Annotated in this window: 23 protein-coding genes and 1 pseudogene; 17 read left to right on the top strand and 7 right to left on the bottom strand. The window is 59.1% G+C overall.

Going from position 1 to position 16,262, the window contains the following annotated elements; all coding sequences use genetic code 11:
- Positions 1-615: 615 nt before the first annotated feature.
- On the top strand, positions 616-1,113 hold the full coding sequence (locus EOC93_RS22400; RefSeq protein ID WP_127205732.1) for a ferritin-like domain-containing protein: 498 nt from the start codon (positions 616-618) through the stop codon (positions 1,111-1,113).
- Here the strand turns inward: EOC93_RS22400 and EOC93_RS34905 are convergent, their stop codons facing one another.
- A complete protein-coding gene (locus EOC93_RS34905; RefSeq protein WP_245461514.1) occupies positions 1,114-1,500 on the bottom strand; it encodes a hypothetical protein in 387 nt (128 codons plus the stop codon).
- On the opposite strand from EOC93_RS34905, the pseudogene EOC93_RS22395 reads away from it, so the two are divergent.
- The 4 genes and pseudogenes from EOC93_RS22395 to EOC93_RS35580 all read left to right on the top strand — a co-directional run bounded on the left by EOC93_RS22395 (position 1,382) and on the right by EOC93_RS35580 (position 4,160).
- A pseudogene (locus tag EOC93_RS22395) lies at positions 1,382-2,202 on the top strand (hypothetical protein). The gene EOC93_RS34905 and the pseudogene EOC93_RS22395 sit on opposite strands and share 119 nt — an antisense overlap.
- Positions 2,203-2,350: 148 nt before the next feature.
- The gene (locus EOC93_RS22390; RefSeq protein ID WP_127205731.1) at positions 2,351-3,514 is read left to right on the top strand and encodes a PHB depolymerase family esterase; all 1,164 of its coding nucleotides are present in this window, start codon (positions 2,351-2,353) and stop codon (positions 3,512-3,514) included.
- Positions 3,515-3,747: 233 nt separating this feature from the next.
- Positions 3,748-4,095, top strand: coding sequence for a hypothetical protein (locus EOC93_RS35585; RefSeq protein WP_348627610.1), 348 nt, complete (start codon positions 3,748-3,750; stop codon positions 4,093-4,095).
- The gene (locus EOC93_RS35580; protein ID WP_348627609.1) at positions 4,053-4,160 is read left to right on the top strand and encodes a hypothetical protein; all 108 of its coding nucleotides are present in this window, start codon (positions 4,053-4,055) and stop codon (positions 4,158-4,160) included. The genes EOC93_RS35585 and EOC93_RS35580 overlap by 43 nt, the downstream gene beginning before the upstream one ends.
- A gap of 24 nt (positions 4,161-4,184) precedes the next feature.
- On the opposite strand, the gene EOC93_RS22375 is transcribed toward EOC93_RS35580, so the two are convergent.
- Entirely contained in the window at positions 4,185-4,823 is a 639-nt protein-coding gene (locus EOC93_RS22375) for a DUF6766 family protein (protein WP_127205730.1), read from the bottom strand.
- Between the two features lie 349 nt (positions 4,824-5,172).
- Here EOC93_RS22375 and EOC93_RS22365 point away from each other — a divergent pair, with 349 nt between their 5' ends.
- Positions 5,173-5,424: a hypothetical protein gene (locus EOC93_RS22365; RefSeq protein ID WP_127205729.1), complete on the top strand. Its 252-nt coding sequence runs from the start codon at positions 5,173-5,175 to the stop codon at positions 5,422-5,424.
- Between the two features lie 674 nt (positions 5,425-6,098).
- Here the strand turns inward: EOC93_RS22365 and EOC93_RS22355 are convergent.
- Entirely contained in the window at positions 6,099-6,317 is a 219-nt protein-coding gene (locus EOC93_RS22355; protein ID WP_127205727.1) for a hypothetical protein, read from the bottom strand.
- Between the two features lie 184 nt (positions 6,318-6,501).
- Positions 6,502-6,810, bottom strand: coding sequence for a recombinase family protein (locus EOC93_RS22350; protein WP_245461513.1), 309 nt, complete (start codon positions 6,808-6,810; stop codon positions 6,502-6,504).
- On the opposite strand from EOC93_RS22350, the gene EOC93_RS22345 reads away from it, so the two are divergent.
- From EOC93_RS22345 to EOC93_RS22305, 6 genes are all read left to right on the top strand, one after another.
- Positions 6,797-7,381, top strand: coding sequence for a hypothetical protein (locus EOC93_RS22345; protein ID WP_127205726.1), 585 nt, complete (start codon positions 6,797-6,799; stop codon positions 7,379-7,381). The genes EOC93_RS22350 and EOC93_RS22345 overlap by 14 nt on opposite strands.
- A gap of 16 nt (positions 7,382-7,397) precedes the next feature.
- The gene (locus EOC93_RS22340) at positions 7,398-7,658 is read left to right on the top strand and encodes a hypothetical protein (RefSeq protein ID WP_127205725.1); all 261 of its coding nucleotides are present in this window, start codon (positions 7,398-7,400) and stop codon (positions 7,656-7,658) included.
- Positions 7,659-8,214: 556 nt separating this feature from the next.
- Positions 8,215-8,433 (top strand): hypothetical protein, encoded by a 219-nt coding sequence (locus EOC93_RS22335; protein WP_123150609.1) that lies wholly within the window; start codon positions 8,215-8,217, stop codon positions 8,431-8,433.
- A gap of 71 nt (positions 8,434-8,504) precedes the next feature.
- Entirely contained in the window at positions 8,505-8,750 is a 246-nt protein-coding gene (locus EOC93_RS22330) for a DUF982 domain-containing protein (protein ID WP_127205724.1), read from the top strand.
- Positions 8,751-9,285: 535 nt separating this feature from the next.
- A complete protein-coding gene (locus tag EOC93_RS35575) occupies positions 9,286-9,618 on the top strand; it encodes a KTSC domain-containing protein (protein WP_127205722.1) in 333 nt (110 codons plus the stop codon).
- A gap of 607 nt (positions 9,619-10,225) precedes the next feature.
- A complete protein-coding gene (locus EOC93_RS22305; protein ID WP_348627608.1) occupies positions 10,226-10,480 on the top strand; it encodes a hypothetical protein in 255 nt (84 codons plus the stop codon).
- A gap of 220 nt (positions 10,481-10,700) precedes the next feature.
- On the opposite strand, the gene EOC93_RS22295 is transcribed toward EOC93_RS22305, so the two are convergent.
- Positions 10,701-10,889 carry a DUF3606 domain-containing protein gene (locus EOC93_RS22295; protein ID WP_127205719.1) on the bottom strand — a complete coding sequence of 63 codons (189 nt, stop codon included), beginning with the start codon at positions 10,887-10,889 and terminating at the stop codon, positions 10,701-10,703.
- Between the two features lie 137 nt (positions 10,890-11,026).
- On the opposite strand from EOC93_RS22295, the gene EOC93_RS22290 reads away from it, so the two are divergent.
- On the top strand, positions 11,027-11,857 hold the full coding sequence (locus EOC93_RS22290; protein ID WP_245461512.1) for an ATP-dependent DNA ligase: 831 nt from the start codon (positions 11,027-11,029) through the stop codon (positions 11,855-11,857).
- 46 nt (positions 11,858-11,903) lie between these two features.
- Here the strand turns inward: EOC93_RS22290 and EOC93_RS22285 are convergent, their stop codons facing one another.
- Complete coding sequence (locus EOC93_RS22285) at positions 11,904-12,701, bottom strand: hypothetical protein (RefSeq protein WP_127205717.1); 798 nt, start codon at positions 12,699-12,701, stop codon at positions 11,904-11,906.
- 737 nt (positions 12,702-13,438) lie between these two features.
- Between EOC93_RS22285 and EOC93_RS22275 the strand changes: the two genes are divergently transcribed.
- From EOC93_RS22275 to EOC93_RS22265, 4 genes are all read left to right on the top strand, one after another.
- On the top strand, positions 13,439-13,900 hold the full coding sequence (locus EOC93_RS22275) for a hypothetical protein (protein ID WP_127205715.1): 462 nt from the start codon (positions 13,439-13,441) through the stop codon (positions 13,898-13,900).
- Between the two features lie 11 nt (positions 13,901-13,911).
- Entirely contained in the window at positions 13,912-14,247 is a 336-nt protein-coding gene (locus tag EOC93_RS22270; RefSeq protein ID WP_127205714.1) for a hypothetical protein, read from the top strand.
- Positions 14,248-14,666: 419 nt separating this feature from the next.
- Positions 14,667-14,831, top strand: a complete 165-nt coding sequence (locus EOC93_RS34200) for a hypothetical protein (RefSeq protein ID WP_164759234.1) — start codon at positions 14,667-14,669, stop codon at positions 14,829-14,831.
- 535 nt (positions 14,832-15,366) lie between these two features.
- Positions 15,367-15,924 (top strand): hypothetical protein, encoded by a 558-nt coding sequence (locus EOC93_RS22265; RefSeq protein WP_127205713.1) that lies wholly within the window; start codon positions 15,367-15,369, stop codon positions 15,922-15,924.
- Here the strand turns inward: EOC93_RS22265 and EOC93_RS22260 are convergent.
- Positions 15,921-16,199 (bottom strand): hypothetical protein, encoded by a 279-nt coding sequence (locus EOC93_RS22260; RefSeq protein ID WP_348627607.1) that lies wholly within the window; start codon positions 16,197-16,199, stop codon positions 15,921-15,923. The two genes, EOC93_RS22265 and EOC93_RS22260, sit on opposite strands and share 4 nt — an antisense overlap.
- Between the last annotated feature and the right edge of the window lie 63 nt (positions 16,200-16,262).

Genomic DNA, 16,262 nt, shown 5'->3' with positions numbered 1-16,262 from the left:
CACCTGGTCAAGAAATTTTTTGAACTGCTCGCTTTCCAGCGCGGTGGCAAGGTCAGGCGTATCGAGCAATTGCTCAACTGCCTTGTCTGAATCTGATGTCATCTTGGTCGCCTGTGCTTTGCGTGGGCGCCTCAGTCTCAGTCATACACTTCGCTCGACACCGCCAACGCTGGAAGCGGCTGCGCGATATCAGGAGTAGGACGAGCCCGCGTCACGGAGCGGCAGAGCCATGGGCAACACAGGCCGTCTTGCTGAGAGTTCAGTTCAACCTTGCGTCACTTTGCACGACCACGGCCTTTTTTCCAACAACGTTGTGCCAAAATCCCGTCCCTGCCAATCGATATTGACGATCTGCACGTCGCCGGAACTGCCGACAGAATATTTCCGCCATCTGCAATGGGCTCACTTGGCAGCGGGGCGCGCGTGTGGCGGCATGCGGTGGCCAAAGGAGCAACCGGATCGGAGGCCAGGCGGCGTCACGATTGGCGGGAGACATCGTTCTCGCAGAGAATTCTTTTAGGTGGAAGGGCTGGTCTCGCCGCCGGCGACTTTGGCGAGCGTTTCACAACCCGGTGAACGACAACAAAAGAACGCTGGAACCAAAGGAAATCCGCCATGGCGAAAGAAAAGACATTGGACGATCTCTTCCTCGATACACTCAAAGATATCTATTACGCGGAAAAGAAAATCCTGAAGGCGCTTCCCAAGATGGTGCGCGCCGCCTCATCGGCCGATCTGAAGGCAGCCTTCGAGAAGCACAAGGACGAAACCGACAGTCATGTCGAGCGCCTGCAGCAGGTTTTCGAGCTCCTTGGCAAGCGAGCACAGGGCAAGACGTGTCCCGCGATCGACGGCATCATCGAGGAGGGCGAGGAGATTATGGAGGAGTTCAAGGGAACTCCCGCACTGGACGCCGGTCTGATCTCCGCTGCCCAGGCTGTCGAGCACTACGAGATCACCCGCTATGGCACACTGAAGCGCTGGGCCGAGGTCTTGGGCATGAGCGACGCCGCCAAGCTGCTCGAACAGACGCTCGGCGAAGAGTCTATGACAGACGAGGCGCTCACCGGATTGGCGGACGCCTCGGCCAACGAAATGGCCAAGGCCGCCTGATCACACACCAGCCACCCCCAACTGTGTTGGGGTGGCTGTTTTACTTCCAACATCCGTCTTTCGATAGGAGACAATCATGGGTCGTGGCATTCGACTCTGGCTGCTCGGAGTTTCTATTCCGATCGTCATCCTTCTCGCGCTGTTCATGCGGTAGGAGGAATCGATGGCATCAACCATCCTGGCGACCGACGTCACCGCGCCGGTCGAGTCCTCGTCATCCGCAGTCAACTGGGGACCGATCATCGCCGGCGCCTTCGCTGCCTCGATTCTGACGTTCATCCTGATCCTTCTCGGGTCCGGCCTCGGGCTCACGATGGTGTCTCCATGGTCCAACGAAAGCGCCAGCGTCACCACCTTCTCTGTGTCCACTGCAATCTGGCTGGTCATCGTGCAATGGTTGTCATCCGGGCTCGGGGGTTACCTGACCGGGCGCCTTCGCATCAAATGGGTCGGCATTCATACGGACGAGACGTTCTTCGGGATACCGCGCACGGATTCATGGCCGGGGCGCTGGCGACGCTTCTGGTCGTGTTCGTGCTCGGTTCGGCGCTGTCCGCGGCAATCGGCACCGGCGTCAAGGCGGCCTCGACTGTGGCCTCGGCAGCAGCAATGGGTGCCTCGGCAGGGGCGACCGCAAACGCCGGGAACGACGGAGGCAGCGACGCGACTTCGTATTTCGTCGATGCGCTGTTCCGCCCGACCGATCCTTCCAGGCTGGCGGCGCCGGGCGCGGAGGGCGGGGTGACAGCAGCCGCACAAGCCTTCCGCATCCTCATTACGAGTGCGGCGGCCGGCGAAGTCTCGGCCGACGACAAGACTTATCTGGGCCAACTCGTGGCCGCTCGCACTGGCCTGTCGCAAGCGGATGCTACTGCCCGGATTGATGCGGTGCTTGCTCAGGTCGAGGCGGCCAAAGTCCAAGCACAGGAAGCAGCCGACACAGCTAGAAAAGCCGGCGCCACCTTCGCGCTGGTCGGCGCGCTTTCTCTCATCATCGGTGCGTTCATCGCCAGCGCAGCGGCTGCGTTAGGCGGCAAGCAGCGCGACGACGAAGAAGACGCGCTCTATCTCACAGCCAGTCGAAGCTGAAGACGTCTACTCCCGGCCGACCGAGAGGATCGGCCGGACTCCATCTCCCGCCGCGCTGTCTTATTTTTGTGCAGTGCAGCAACGATGTTGCTGCATGTGCGTTGCACAGATTGCCGTCCATTCCGGGCGTCACAACAGGGACGGCCCCATGCGAAAAATCTCCGACACCATCGCTCGCCTTGCCGCGCTGCAGGCGCGACATGCCGCGCATACCGCCGACCTCGGTGCGTCAAACCACCTCCGGACGCTGGCCGACTTCGGTACCAATCCCGGCGGGTTGGGAGCGAAGGTCTATATTCCCAATGACCTATTCAAGGGCGCCGCAGTCGTCGTCGTGCTGCATGGCTGCACACAGAACGCGGCCGGCTATAACCATCATTCCGGCTGGTCCCAACTCGCCGATGAGGCTGGCTTCGCGCTCCTCTTTCCCGAACAGCAACGCGGCAACAACCCGAACCTCTGTTTCAACTGGTTCCAGCCTGGCGACACCAAGCGTGGTTCGGGCGAGGCGCTTTCGATTCGCCAGATGATCGAGACGATGGTCGTCACCCACGGCCTCGACCGAAGGCGAATTTTCATCACCGGCCTCTCGGCCGGAGGCGCAATGGCGGCGGCCATGCTGGCGACCTATCCGGAAGTGTTTGCCGGCGGTGCGTTAGTCGCCGGCCTGCCCTACGGCAGCGCAACGACAATCCCGGAGGCCTTCGATCGCATGCGGGGCCACGGCGGTCCTTCGGAACAGGATTTGCAACGGGTCCTCCGCGGCGCATCGGATCATCAGGGACCGTGGCCGAGGATTTCGATTTGGCACGGTGCTGCTGACCACACGGTTTCGCCTTCCAACGCGGAAGCGATCGCAGGCCAATGGCGGGGAGTCCACCGGCTTGAGAAAGCGCCGACTCATCGGGAAGCTGCCGGATCGCACGCAAAGCAGGTCTGGCGTAACGGCGCGGGAGAGACCTTGATCGAAATCAACATGATCGCCGGGATGGCCCATGGCACGCCGCTCGGCAACGGCCTGGGCGCTCCGGGACCTTATATGCTTGATGTCGGCATCTCCTCCACACGCGAGATCGCGCAGTTCTGGGGGATCGCGGCCACGGATGAAAGCGCCTCCCGGAAATCGAGGCCGCAAGTGCCCGTCAACCAACCGCCACTACCCCAGTCACCGGCGCCAGGTATAGAAAATGCGAAGACGAAGCCCCCACAGTCGACTGCCGTCCATCAGTTCCCGCGTCACCCGGAATCGGGCCAACCCGGCGTGAATAAGATCATCGAGGATGCCCTGCGGGCAGCGGGCCTGATGCGGTAGGCGGGCGGCGCAAATCGCTCGCCGACTGTCTCGCCGGCCCGCGAAGGTCAAGCGGCTCCGACCAGGCAAGGGAACGCGTCGTTCTTTGGAATCGGTGACCGCTTTTCAGCGAGCAGTCGCCATGCACCTCGTCCAGATTCTGCTTCCCCGCGCGGACAACATCGGTCGCCCATTTGGCCGGGAAGATTTCGACCGTGTGAAGGAAGACCCTGGCCAGCCGTTTCGAAGGCGTCATGGCCTATCTGCAGGCGCCTGCGGAAGGTCAGTGGCAGGATGGCGAGCAGTCCAGCAAAGATGATATCGTCATCTTCGAAGTGATGGTGGATAATATCGACCTGCCGGACTGGCGCAAACGGCGCGCCGAGCTAGAACGGCGGTTCCGGCAGGACACGGTGATCACCCGCTACATCCAAAGCCGCTCGTATAGAGGCCGTTATCGTGTATCCATCAACGTCAATCCGCAAGACCGAGTACGATCCGGAGAAGGGTTCTCTCGGTGTGGTTCGTCGCGAGCGGCAGGCGTTATGACTACGAGGCTGTGCCGCCGGAGACCTATGCGGCGTTCCGAAACGCCTTCGTAAAGGGCCGGTTCTTCAACGACCACTTTCGCGACCGTTTCCGGCACCGCCTGATTGCCGAAGCATAGCGATCGTTGCCTGCACGCGGAGACTCATGCGCCGGTTTCGGAGTTTGACGCGCCGGCTGGCTTTGATTCCGGGGAGCCCTTGTGGCGTAGGAAAATCGACAGCAGGACCAGGACGGCCGTCGACATGAATTCCGACTGCCAGTTCTGAAAGGACTCGAACCATAGCTGGGCGTCGAGAAGATAGTCTCCCACGGATTGAACCTCGCTGCCGTGCCGAAGCGCCTCCTCGTTCACCGCCGCCAGGCTCGCCCCCCAATGCAAGGCAAATGAGATGATGAACAGCAGGGCCAGCGCCAAGCCCAGCGAGTATGAATAGAGCCACGACAGGATCGGGTTGCGCCTGCGGGTGGCGGTCGGAAGTTCGTCCTCGGGCCGGTTGGGATCATCGGGATCACGAGACTCGGCGGAACCGCGCTGGAACAGCATTGCAGTCAGCATGACATAGGCCGACATCTGCAGGAATTCGCTTTCCCAGTTTTCGAAGAGCGCCGAGAGGAAGTCGCCGCTTTTCAAATAAGCCAACAGTCCGATCGCTGCCGAGCCATGCTCACGAAGTTCTTCATTGTAGGCAGAATGCCCCGACCAGATCATGCCGAGTGCGCTGAACAGGAACATCGCCACCAGGGCGATCGTAAGCCCGTTGTCCCGAAATATCGTTCTCATGATCTTGTCTCCCACGGAGCCTTCGGCGAGCGCCAGTTCTCCAGAACCTCTTCAATCCTCACCGCCTCGACTTGCTCGCTGAAACGAGAGCGGTAGAGCTCCAACAGTGCGTCATGCGTCTGGTCGACCATCGGTCGCAAGGACGACACGAAAACCACGGTCGATGGCGCCAACGCTGGCGGGCAACGTTAATTTCTTCGCCCTCGGCGGAGGGTGCTTCGGCGGATAGCCAGCCCGGCGGACCCGCTCGCTCCCCACCCCCGGTTTGGCGCGTAAGTCCTTGGAACGGAGTCGCATCATCGGCGTTACCGGGCCAACCAAACGCTGCCAATGATATGGAGGAACGGGCGTGATCGAGTTGACTGAGAAGGAAAAGCGCTTTCTCAAGCGCGTTGACAGCATCACTCACGTTCCGTGGTCGAACAAAGTCACCGCCTCAGATGCCAAAGGCAAGCCAATGCGTATCGCAAGGGCGACGTTTGCCCGATTAAGAGACGACGGCATCATCATCCGATCTACTAGCGACCTGACCTCGAACACCTACGTCATTAATTCTGCACCCGTGACGCCACAAGTCGCGGAAGTGCAGGAAGCGTCCTGATCGGGCGGGATTAACCTTGCGGGATCGCCCTGATCTCAGCGCCCGATGATCGCGCCTGATTTTGGTTGCGCAGGTCACCGTTTGAGCACTCGCGGGAACAAAGGTCGCGTCCGCCTGTTAGATCACACCTCGAACAACGGGAGACTGCGATGCTCACCAAATCTCTATTAGCCCTCATGCTGGCTACCAGCTTAGCTGCAACAGCAGCACCTGCCCTTTCGCAAGAGACGCCAACACCTACACCGCCTGCCGCAGCCGATGATGCTCGCGACGACTTCGATTGGGGTTGGTTGGGCCTTATCGGCCTACTGGGTCTGGCAGGTCTAACAGGCCGCAGGAGGCGGGACGACACTCTCGGTCGGACGAACGTCAGGTAATGAGCTACGGCGTGAGCGCCGAGCGCCGCTCCGCCATCCTCGCCGCCCCTATGTAGCGCTCTGCCTCAGATGTGCGATGCTGAGCACCGCACGTGCGGCCTTCTACGGCTTATACGGGAGGGTGGCGACCGCTCTTGCATTCGATGTCGAAAGAGGCGGTCTCCATGTCCTCTATCAGCGGCAGTTTCTTCGCCCCATTGTGGAAATCCGGATGGTGCGCCGAGTGAGTTGAAGTCCCGGGCCAATCCCCATTTCGCCCGGTATTCGTCATCATGCCTTCCCAACGGGCCGAAAGGCTCAGCCCACGTTGTCCGTGCTGTTCGGATCGATCTTCGTCAGTCGCTCTCTGGCATCGATCACGCGCCTTTGCTCGGCCCTTATCCGGCCGCACAGCGCGAGATTAAGGGCGACGCCACCGTCCTCGTCCAGCAACTCACTCGCGCGCTTCAGAGAGTTCTCGGCTCGTTTTACACCCTGTCTAGCCTTGGCCACTTCGAGGCGATAAATTTCAAACATTTTCCCGCGTCCTTTGCGGTTGCGGTCCCTTCGATAGTAGTTAACCGGCGTCGAACCCGTTTGTTCCGGCCGCGCCGGTGGCTATTTCCCGCTTTTAAAAGAGTAGGGGATTGCCGCGCGAGAACGTTGCGCACGTTCGACACCTGCCATTGGCCATTGCGCGCTGTGCGAACGCCGCGGTTGTTTAGAGCGATTGCCAGTCCACGTAGGCTGGTGATGCCCGACCGCTGAATGGAAGCGATGATTGGCAGCACGGCTGGGCAAACCGGTCGGCTTCTTCGATCGACATCTTCCGACCTTTCGCCGCGGCTTCGGCGGTGTTGGTCGGATTGCCGAGCTTTATGCTCGTCCTGCGTGAGGCAAGGGCGGCTTTGGTGCGCTCCGAGATCAATCGACGCTCCTTCTCGGCCAAAGCGGCGTAAAGGTGCAGCATAAACGGGTCGGCGTCAGCGCCGACGATGATCGAATAGTAGTTGGCGATGGCGCAGCCCAAGCTGTTTGCCAAGGGGCCAGCGACGACCGTTGACAACACTGTCCCGCGCTTTGACGGCACAAAGGGCGTAACCCAGACTTCGGGCGTCACGATCGATGACAGCGACAAGGCAACCGCTTCAGGTGGCTTTTATGTCGGCTCGGCTCGTGTCGGCGGCGCTCCTGATGCAGTTATGGAGGATCAGAAGTCGTCCGGGACAGGGGGCGGAACGCCGGTCGCTACGACATGGACGACGCATGTTCTCAACACCGAAGTTCGCGACCCGTCAGGCCTAGTATCAATCTCCTCCGACCAGTTCACTCCGACTGTTAATGGTTGGGTCGAATGGGAGATTAGATCCTATACCATCCCTGGTTTCGGCTCACGCCTGCAAAACATCACCGATGGCACGACCGCCGGGATGGGTATGCTGGGTAACGGAAACAACGGGCCAAGCTCAGGTGCGACATCAACAGGCGGCGCGGCGGTCGTCGCCAGCAAGGCCTTTGCGATCCAGTACTACGCCACGACAGCCGCCGCGAACGGCCTTGGCCAGGCTCTTTCGCAGGGAACAGAGTCTACGCCCGGGTGAAATTCTGGAGGGCGACATGAAATACGCCCGCGTCATTGATGGCGTGGTGGATTCGATTTCGTACGATCTGCCCTATTTCGAAGGTGGCCCAGAGCCGGGATGGACAGAGGTTCCCGACGATGTTTTCGCCGGCTTTTCATTCGATGGTGAGAATTTTACCGGAGAGCCAACGCCGCCGCCTCGTCCGACAGTTCTGAAATCGCTTGTGCAGGCTCGTATCATCGAAGCTGGCAAGATGGCTTCCGCCTACGCCGCCTTGACGCAAAACCCGGTCTAATTTCGCCCGCTGGTTTGCTCCCGATCGACCCGAGGTCTACTGCAACGACCCGGACGCCATCCTGCTAGTCACGGCTCTTGGCCTCGACCCTGACGCGATTCTCGCGCCTATCGTTTGAAAGACGCTTAAATTCGGCAACGTCACCGTGCCGATCCGATTTTCGACGGGGAGCCTTAGGCCAGATAAAGATTTCTAGCGGGTGTGTTTCTCAAGCGGAACTTTAGTAAATCCTAATGATTGTCTGTGACTAGCGGGCACGCACCTCCGCGGCCCGCTGTAGATCGGGACGCAAACCCGATCGGGCCCGCGCTCTCCGCCAGAGGCGCGGGCTTTGCCAACTGCCGGTTGGTAGACGCGCACCGGTGGCGCGCGTAGGTTCCTACGATCCGGGCACAAGCCCCCCCCGCCTACCCCCCGTGCCTGGTGAACGACTGAAGCCCGCTGTGCCGAAAGGTGCGGCGGGTTTCTTTACCTCCGTATGGAACACTTGGTTGGAGGGACAGTTCGGTTCCTGCAGCATCTCCTGTGCAGAAATGCTGCAAGGTGGGGAAGGCGGATGAGCATCGTCCGAAGGGTCGGTCCAGTTCTGGATCAGGCAATCGCCGCAATCCTCAACAGGGCGGACCATGGGGACATCGTCTCGATCAAAGCGGCATTGAACCATATTCGGCACTCTGCGCCTGATTTGGTCGCATCCAACGACGAGCTAATAGAGGCAATTATAGAGGCCGCTACTGCCCTGGGCCTGACCGTGGCTTCCGATGCGGACGAGTAGTCGCCGTCCAACCTAGCGCCAGTTATCCTCGCCCTCTACCAAACATCTGAGCACCCCCTAATTTACCCCTCATGGGTCTTCTCTGGTTCTCTCCCCCTGTCTACGTGAAGGCGAACCGCCCGGGCATTCGCCATGGGGTCAGCCACGTCGAGGGAGCCGCTGAGGAACTCATGGCGTGGGACACAAAGGGGCCGAGGTGGACGAAAGCGGTCCAATCATGCGTTGACGCGTTCGAGGGCAGAGTGTCCCCCCAAGAGGTCCGTGAAGCCTTTGAGGCGGCTGCCAGGGAGGCGAGCGTATATCTCTCGCCTGAGTAGGGAGGTATCATGGCAACCCTTTGGTTCGTCCCTCCGGTGTTCGTAAAGACTGAAACGGACGGTGCCAGGCATGGCTGCAACAATGCGAGGGCAGCCCTTGAGCAGCTCAAGACGTGGACCCGGAGAGGACCTCGCTGGCACAAGGCGTGGACCCTCTGCATGTCAGCACTGGAGGGCGATCCGATTGCCCCTCACGTGATACGAAAGGCTTTCGTGGCTGCCGCTAAGGAGGCGGAGATGTATCTCTCGCCCGAGTAGGAAGTATCATGGCTCTCCACTGGTTTCACCCTCCGATCAATGTCGAGACGGACCGACCTGGGCTCACCTACGGCTGCAACAATGTCGAGGGAGCCGCTGCGGAACTCATGAAGTGGACCAAGCGGGGGCCTAAGTGGAAGGAGGCGGTCGAGGCCTGCATGGCCGTCCTTGAAGACCAAGGCACAGCCGACTATCGCCCGAGACGAATGGCATCGTCTGCCGCAGATTCGACTCTTAAGCTGGCGCTCTCCCGCGCCGAACTAAGGCGTGAACCGGCATGCCTTCCACATCGATACGCAAAACGGAATACGATCCGGACCGTAGGACCCTCTCGGTGTGGTTCGTGGCCAGCGGCCAATGCTACCAGTTTGAGGACGTGCCGCCGGAGACCTTCGCCGAGTTCCGAGCCGCATTCGCCAAGGGCCGCTTCTTCAACGAGCGCATCCGCAATCGATTCCGGTACTGCCTGGTCGGGACCCGCGGTCGACTGAGCAGCATCAGCGGACCTTTTGGCAGGGATGCGGCTCATTCGCCGCTGCCCTCCGGCCAGCCCTTTGCGAGGCAGGTCGGACATCGGAACGAAAGGCGGATTCGCGAATTCTACTGCTAGATAATCGGAATCGTCGCCCATGAGGCTCGCGACCCTCCACCTTGAAACTGCGCGATACGGCGACGTATACCGCGCCGAAAGGCTCGCGCGGCTGAGGCAGCAAATGATCCGGCACATCAGGCGCACTGACGCCTCGGCTCAAAAAGTCGAGCAAGCGCTGGCAAGTTTGGCCGAAGCAAACGCACCCATGGACCGGCTCGCGCGACATCAGTTGGGCCGAGCTTATTTGCGCTCGCGCCCGACGACGTAAGGAAGGCCTTCGAGGCTGCTGCCGAGGAGCAGGGGGTGCTGCGCTCCTCCTCTAATTAGGGCTCACTTTGCGTGTGCGCTGTTGAACACCGGATGCCGCAGGCCTCCGAGTTATCCTTTGATGCGATCGCCGCCACGACTAGGCCGACGACAAGCGAAATGGCAAGGGCGACACCTACCGGCAGATGATGCATCCGATCTTCTTACCGAACTGTCCAACTAGGGCGGATAACGTTTAGAGACAGCCCCATCACGGCCCCAAGCATGCTCAATGAAGGGTTAAACCGCCCTCCGCACATCTTCCCGAGGCCGCATCTAGCGCCTGCGATTCCACAACAGGGTGCGGCGTCTTTGGTGTATGATAAAGCTGCACGAACAAAATCTCTGGGCGAAGGGGTTTGTCATGCCGATTCGTGGAAGAGCCGAGCATGCGGGTGTCTTCAACCCGTCCGAGCTGGAGCTACTGGCCCGGGTGTTCGCGCGGTTGAAGATTGACGGCCAATCGGAAAAACAATGCGAAACGCTCGCGTCCCGAATTATTGCTAATTACATGGCCGGAGTGGTGGACGAAGAAGAACTTCTTTCCGCTTCGAAACAAGCGCTGGGGCGATAGGCGGCCGGCACCGCACCAGAATCCCTCCGCATCGGCTCTCAGGAATCGAACTCGAGTCGAGTGTGACCAGGCTGTTCATGCCAAATGACCTGTCGAAGATCGCGCCGATCGACTACCTGGCCGCAGGTCGGGCAGGAATAGAAATGCTCAGCCTCATGCTTCACGGCTTCGCCATGTCGCGTGCCGGCGATCGGCGGCCCGAGGTCGGAGAGTTTTGTCATTATATTGCCGGCAATGCCTTCGCGGCCTCGGTCAGAATTGCCCGATCGTTGCCGTGCTTGCGGATCAGCTCGCGCACCTGTTCCGGCGTTATGTTGTTCTGCAGAGCGAAAAACCTCATCTCATAACCATCGTCCGACGATACCTTGTTGCGGTCACGGAAGTCGCGTTTGCTTTTGTTGTCTGCCATATCGCACATCCTCTTAGAATTTCATTATGTGCGCTCTGGCTAATATACGCCGGTGACCTAGACTAGGTTCCATGCATAGGCGGGCAGATGCCGATACCGGCCGGCTGCGGTTCATCCCCCCGATGGAGCCCAAGTTGGTGGCCAAGCCGCCCGAGGGTGACAACTGGATTCATGAGATCAAGCTGGATGGCTACCGTGCCCAGGTGGTCATCAACAGCCCCGAGGATATTCGCGTCTATACCAAAACCGGCAAGGACTGGACGCGCAAATACCTGGGCATCGTGGAAGCCGCGAGGGAGATCGCCGTCGAGAACGCCATCATCGACGGCGAGGCTGTTGTCACCAACATTGCCGGCATGCCCGACTTCAATGCGCTCCAGAATGCTGTCCACAACAATCCCTATGCCATGTATCTCTGCGCCTTCGACATTCTGCACCTGAACGGCCAGGATCTACGCGACATCGGCTGCGAGTCGCGTCGCGAAATTCTCTCCGGCATCATCAAGCCGAACAGCCGGATCCAGTTCAGCGAGGCTATGCCTGGCGACGCGAAATCGATCTTCTATCTCGTCGAGCAGGTCGAGCTTGAGGGCATTGTATCGAAGCGCTCCGACAGCAAATATCGCAGCGGCCCGACCTCGAACTGGCAGAAGACCAAGAGCTTCACGGTCGACGAATTCGAACTTTTGGGCATTGAGCGCGAGCCTGGCAAGGCAGCCTTCGCCCTTTTGGGACAGCCAGGAACCGGCAGGTATGTCGGTTCCGCGTTTATCACCTTGGGCCGCGACATGAAGGAGCGGCTGTTGAAGCGGGTGCGGGAACACGCCGGGCCGCCGCCGGAGGGCATGAAGAAACGGCCTGCAACGCAGTGGGTCGGGCCGGGTGTAAAGCTGCGCGTCAAGCATCTCCGCGGCGACCACAGCCACATACGGCATGCTTCGTTGCTCGGTTTCAGTGACGAGGAGTAGCTTCGGTTGGGCCATTGGCTTAGCCGATCGATGATGCTTATCCCGTTCAACTGAAGCCTGGCGAGGTTCCTGGATAGAAGTGGTCCCAGGGAAAGCCGATGGCGGTGCGCGTTCCGAACCTTCCGGGGACAAACACGCCCCAAACGACCTTTCCTAGGAGCTCGAGTTCGACTTCCGGTTGGCGTTTTATATATAAACAATGAAAGTGCCGCCGCACCATATAGGCGACTAGATCGGCGAGCTCTAGTTCTAGTTGAGAACCCTTTGGATCAGTCACGGGAAGGCCAATCAATTGGCATCGAGAGATGTATAGGTAGGTCAGGTCGTGCCGCAGAGCGCGCCCGACCCGCTCAACAGAGAAATCTATAGAGTTGCGTTTATGATCGTCGCCTTGCGCTTCTACAACAAAGTCGATCGAAAACCCTTGTTGCGTAAGATGGTCAGTCATATGGGTTAAAGCGGCAGATAACGTTTTGTCCCGGATTTTTTGCTCAGCTTGCCCTTTGGATTCTGTCGGACTTGATCGGAGGTAGGGGAAGACAGTCGCGGAAATAAATCGCCGATCGTCCGGTGATGCCAGGGCGGTGGCAAGTTCGCGCAGCAGCTCATTTACTTGCTGGATAGGCATTGTGATTCGGTTGCGACCTCGCCAACGCTCATTACGAAATTCCTTAACGTGAAATGCCCAACTTGTCGGGTCTTCATCGGGCCTGATTAGGCACTTTAGCGACCGCATCCGTTCGGAGATTTTTTGATAGAATTCGATGTGGAGGCTGACGAACGCAAAAACGTATAGAAGTAACGTTTCATGCCTAAACCACTCCACGGCTTCGTCGCCGAACAAAGTGGTCCGCCCCCTTTGTGTCTCAGGCGTGGGAAAATTGAGAGTATTCGGGCGCTGACATATCGGGCACTTCAGCTCGAGGCCAGACAAGGCCCATCTCCCTCCATCCGCTGATTGAATCGGCGCGAACTCGAAAGGTAATTTTTCCGCCCACGGGGGAGGGAATTGGTGCTCGCATGTGCAGGTTAGGATAATATCCTCCACATCAGGCGGTCGCTTGAACAGCGGCGTCTGATAGTCTCCCAATTGGATGTGGCGCAGTCTTCGCGCACTGTCTGGGTAAATTGGTGGCTTCTGCGGCTTGGCCATGAATCAACCAAGCAAATGTTACAGACCAGATCAATAGCAGATGAAGGGATCGTGGAGCCAGCAGTGCAACACGTCCAGCACTGGGAAGCGGGCAACTGAAGTCGTTTGGAGTATCAAAGGAAGCGCTCGCCTTCGGCGCGGTGCTCGAAACAGAACCAGTGCGATGGCTGCCGAGGCTTGGCAAAGCCCCATCCTGCGTTCTTGCGACAGCCGGGATGCTCGCACCTATGGTGCTGAATGCCCGGGCGTGTGACGGGCTCCATTGCACCGGGAAGGCGGATTTCGTCGCTCATTGTCCGACAGCGAACGAAATAAGAACAAAAGAGTCAAGGACGTCTTGACGTGCTAGGAAGATGTTCCTTATTTCTGCTTCGATCTGAGGCGGAAAGGAACGTGGCGAAGCGCCAATCGCGCTGGCCGGCGACGCTATGGCAGAAACAGCAGAGGACAATTTCCGGATCGAAGTTTGGGATCGCGAGGAGAAGACGCTGGTCGAGACAATTTGTCGATCGCCGGACTCATTTGTCAGCCAAGCGGCCTGGCAGTCTGCTATCCGGCGTCGACCGGGCATGCTCCTGATCCACTACAACAGCCGGCACGTAATGGAGAAGATCATCACGCCAGGTGAACCGACGGTGCCGCCGCGGACCATCGTAGAGGGCAGCGTACATGCAGGGCTAGACGTATCGCTAGGCGATCTCCGCGAATGGCACACTTTACGCGCCTGGTGTCGAAACTGCTCGCACCATGCGCAGGTAAAGGCGCCGGCCCTCATCAAGCGCTATGGTAAGGACGCGCTGTTAAGCACGGTGGAAAGGGTGCTGTTTTGCACGAGTTGCGAGCGAGGCGGGCCGGTTCGGCTCGAGATCCACAAGCTGCCGCGGAATTGAAAGGATGTGAAATGCAGGACCTTATCGATTTTCTACAAACCAACTCGGCGCTGGTCCTGGCAAATCCAGTTCCCTTCGCCACATTCGCGCTTCTTTTCGGAAGCGGAGGTTTCGTGGTCGGGCGCTATTTCTTGGCAGAGCGTATAGCCAATTTGGAAAGCCGCCTCGCGACGCGGAATGACGAGATAGCCGCACTCAAAGACGGCCGCCCGACTGCCGTAGAACCAGAGGCCCCGATGGTGCCGATTCTGGCCACGGATGCCCAGTGGGCAAATGAAGAGGTTGCGCCGCTCGTCGGGAATTTATTTAACGGCACCGAAGAAAAAGTACGTCTAAGCCAGGCGTGATAAGGCGTCTGCCGCTGGACGCCCGACGCGCTTTGGTAATCTAAAAAGGAAGGTGGCCGGCGCCACTTGGGGGGCGTTGGGGTAGATTGCCTGTAGGGCGCCGGCCTGGCGGATTGGGGGCCGCCGCACCAAGAAGCTAACAGAGGCTTTGGCTGGCGGTAGGTACGCGATAGCGGAAGATGTACATCGGTATAAAGCGGGCGCTCGTTATTTGAACGATACGCCTCGATTGTGAAAATCCTCACGCAGCGCCTATGTCGAGTGGGTAGTTTTGCAGGCCAAGTGGAACATTAGTTTGCTCTAAGAGTTCGTGCCTGGCGGCAGGCGTCGCCCCCGGTGTCTGCTGAAGACCGGACCTCCCGATCGGCCCGCGCTCACCGGCAAGGAGCGCGGGCTTCTTCTCGGCTTAGAGGCGAACGATGGAAGACAACCCCTTAATTATATACATCGTATCCGTATTCGAGAAGCCGCACTGGCGCACGGTACTTACCACGAAGGACAGGGCCAAGGCGGAAGCTCTGGCCGAGGAGATCGGCGAGAAAGCCCGGATCGAAGAGATCGCGCGGAAGGTGAATCGGCGCTAGAAAGAGGGCGGCGCAGCTTCGCGCCCGGCCCACTGTTGTCGACCGCATTCGCGCCGCTAAGGTGACTGGATTTCTTTCAGACCCGCTCCACTCCATTAGGTTTCGCCAACGTGATTCCGGCCGTGATGCCGAAATATGCTGCGTAAAATTCTTCACAAAAGCCACCGGCCGGGCTTTGTGAAGGGGATCTATGCCGGGGAAGCCGCTCTTTCTAAAGTGGGCATAATGGCCCTTCGCCAATAGTCGGCTCGAGTCTCGGCCAACGATCGCGGTGGCTATCTCTAGATCAGTGGCAAACGTTGGCAGTCTGTCTAGTGCAGTGTTGGTTACGGTGCGCGGTTCTGGAGTCATTGTGGCTTGTCTTGTTCTCTCGCGTCAGTTCCTTCAGTCTTTTCCGCGTCTAGTATTCGGAGGGCGGAAGCTTTGTGGGCCGCCGCCGCGGCTCCTGGCGCTGTCTGCACGGCAGGGCAATCCTGGTACGTGGAAGGCTTACGCGGCGCTTGCGGCATAGTCTGGAGCGGCCTAAGGTCGAGGCATGGATCACAGCAAATGTCCGAAAATATTTATCGAAGGGTTGCCCGATCTCGAACAGGAACCCGCAACGACATTGAACCGTCAACTTTTTAAACTGGGGCCAATCGTAGACCGGCTCCGGCCTGCGTTGTTGCTGTCCGATTTTTGCGAGTTATGGGTCGAAGGGCGCCAAGTGCACCGCGACAACAAGCGATCTGTGAACCCTGATCCCGAAGTGGAACTATCTTCTAGCACGGAGTTTTTTGCCGATTCCAAAAGCTTCGTAGAATGGATGAGCATTGCAGATCGCGATGTGGCCCATACGATAGGAGACTTTGCGGGCCTTCTTCGGAAGATTTGCGAGACCATCAAAACAATACCTACTGTTTTGGCCAAGCTTGAAGGTGATGACATCGACAGGCTCTTTGAGCGTATCCACAACAGTCTCCCAGCAGCACACCTTTCGCAGGGTACGGTGGACGCCCTAGAGAACGTCCTGCTTAAATTTTATGATTCGCTGAGACCTGCGGAGACAGAGACCAACCGTCTTTGGAACGTTTGGCGTGATCGACCCGCTTAGTCCACCATATCGCGTAGCGGCTTCCTGCGCTTCGGCGGCCGGTGCTTCTCGACCAGCCTGACCCTATCGATGTCGACCGTGACCAGCGGTCCCATGGCGATTGTGACCCTGCCGCCTTCCTCGTCTATGCGCGTGATCTCGCCACGAAGCTCGATCTGCTGCCCCCTCTTCACTTTGGTATGGTCAATGATGGAATGCGGGAAGCCGTAGCTCGGGATGGAAACACTGACGCGGTCCTCAGTGACCCGTCTGCGGACGGTAGCCGTGATCGCCACCACATCTCCAATCCCAATTCCCCGCGCCATTCCAAGAGTCTGGGGCGGGCTGGGCGTTAATCA

The organism is Mesorhizobium sp. M6A.T.Ce.TU.002.03.1.1 (genome assembly GCF_003997275.1).
Taxonomy (GTDB): domain Bacteria; phylum Pseudomonadota; class Alphaproteobacteria; order Rhizobiales; family Rhizobiaceae; genus Mesorhizobium; species Mesorhizobium mediterraneum.
This window is presented reverse-complemented; position numbering and strand designations above follow the sequence as displayed.

Excerpts from the sequence above, each read along its gene's own strand:
- EOC93_RS35585 (WP_348627610.1), top strand. The coding sequence starts at position 3,748 with ATGGCCTATCTGCAGGCGCCTGCGGAAGGTCAGTGGCAGGATGGCGAG.
- EOC93_RS22335 (WP_123150609.1), top strand. The coding sequence starts at position 8,215 with ATGAGCATCGTCCGAAGGGTCGGTCCAGTTCTGGATCAGGCAATCGCC.
- EOC93_RS22265 (WP_127205713.1), top strand. The coding sequence starts at position 15,367 with ATGGATCACAGCAAATGTCCGAAAATATTTATCGAAGGGTTGCCCGAT.
- EOC93_RS22305 (WP_348627608.1), top strand. The coding sequence starts at position 10,226 with ATGATAAAGCTGCACGAACAAAATCTCTGGGCGAAGGGGTTTGTCATG.
- EOC93_RS22400 (WP_127205732.1), top strand. The coding sequence starts at position 616 with ATGGCGAAAGAAAAGACATTGGACGATCTCTTCCTCGATACACTCAAA.
- EOC93_RS34200 (WP_164759234.1), top strand. The coding sequence starts at position 14,667 with ATGGAAGACAACCCCTTAATTATATACATCGTATCCGTATTCGAGAAG.
- EOC93_RS22275 (WP_127205715.1), top strand. The coding sequence starts at position 13,439 with ATGGCAGAAACAGCAGAGGACAATTTCCGGATCGAAGTTTGGGATCGC.
- EOC93_RS22270 (WP_127205714.1), top strand. The coding sequence starts at position 13,912 with ATGCAGGACCTTATCGATTTTCTACAAACCAACTCGGCGCTGGTCCTG.
- EOC93_RS35575 (WP_127205722.1), top strand. The coding sequence starts at position 9,286 with ATGCCTTCCACATCGATACGCAAAACGGAATACGATCCGGACCGTAGG.
- EOC93_RS34905 (WP_245461514.1), bottom strand. The coding sequence starts at position 1,500 with ATGACCAGCCAGATTGCAGTGGACACAGAGAAGGTGGTGACGCTGGCG.
- EOC93_RS22355 (WP_127205727.1), bottom strand. The coding sequence starts at position 6,317 with ATGTTTGAAATTTATCGCCTCGAAGTGGCCAAGGCTAGACAGGGTGTA.
- EOC93_RS22330 (WP_127205724.1), top strand. The coding sequence starts at position 8,505 with ATGGGTCTTCTCTGGTTCTCTCCCCCTGTCTACGTGAAGGCGAACCGC.
- EOC93_RS22340 (WP_127205725.1), top strand. The coding sequence starts at position 7,398 with ATGAAATACGCCCGCGTCATTGATGGCGTGGTGGATTCGATTTCGTAC.
- EOC93_RS22375 (WP_127205730.1), bottom strand. The coding sequence starts at position 4,823 with ATGAGAACGATATTTCGGGACAACGGGCTTACGATCGCCCTGGTGGCG.
- EOC93_RS22390 (WP_127205731.1), top strand. The coding sequence starts at position 2,351 with ATGCGAAAAATCTCCGACACCATCGCTCGCCTTGCCGCGCTGCAGGCG.
- EOC93_RS22345 (WP_127205726.1), top strand. The coding sequence starts at position 6,797 with ATGGCGCAGCCCAAGCTGTTTGCCAAGGGGCCAGCGACGACCGTTGAC.
- EOC93_RS22295 (WP_127205719.1), bottom strand. The coding sequence starts at position 10,889 with ATGGCAGACAACAAAAGCAAACGCGACTTCCGTGACCGCAACAAGGTA.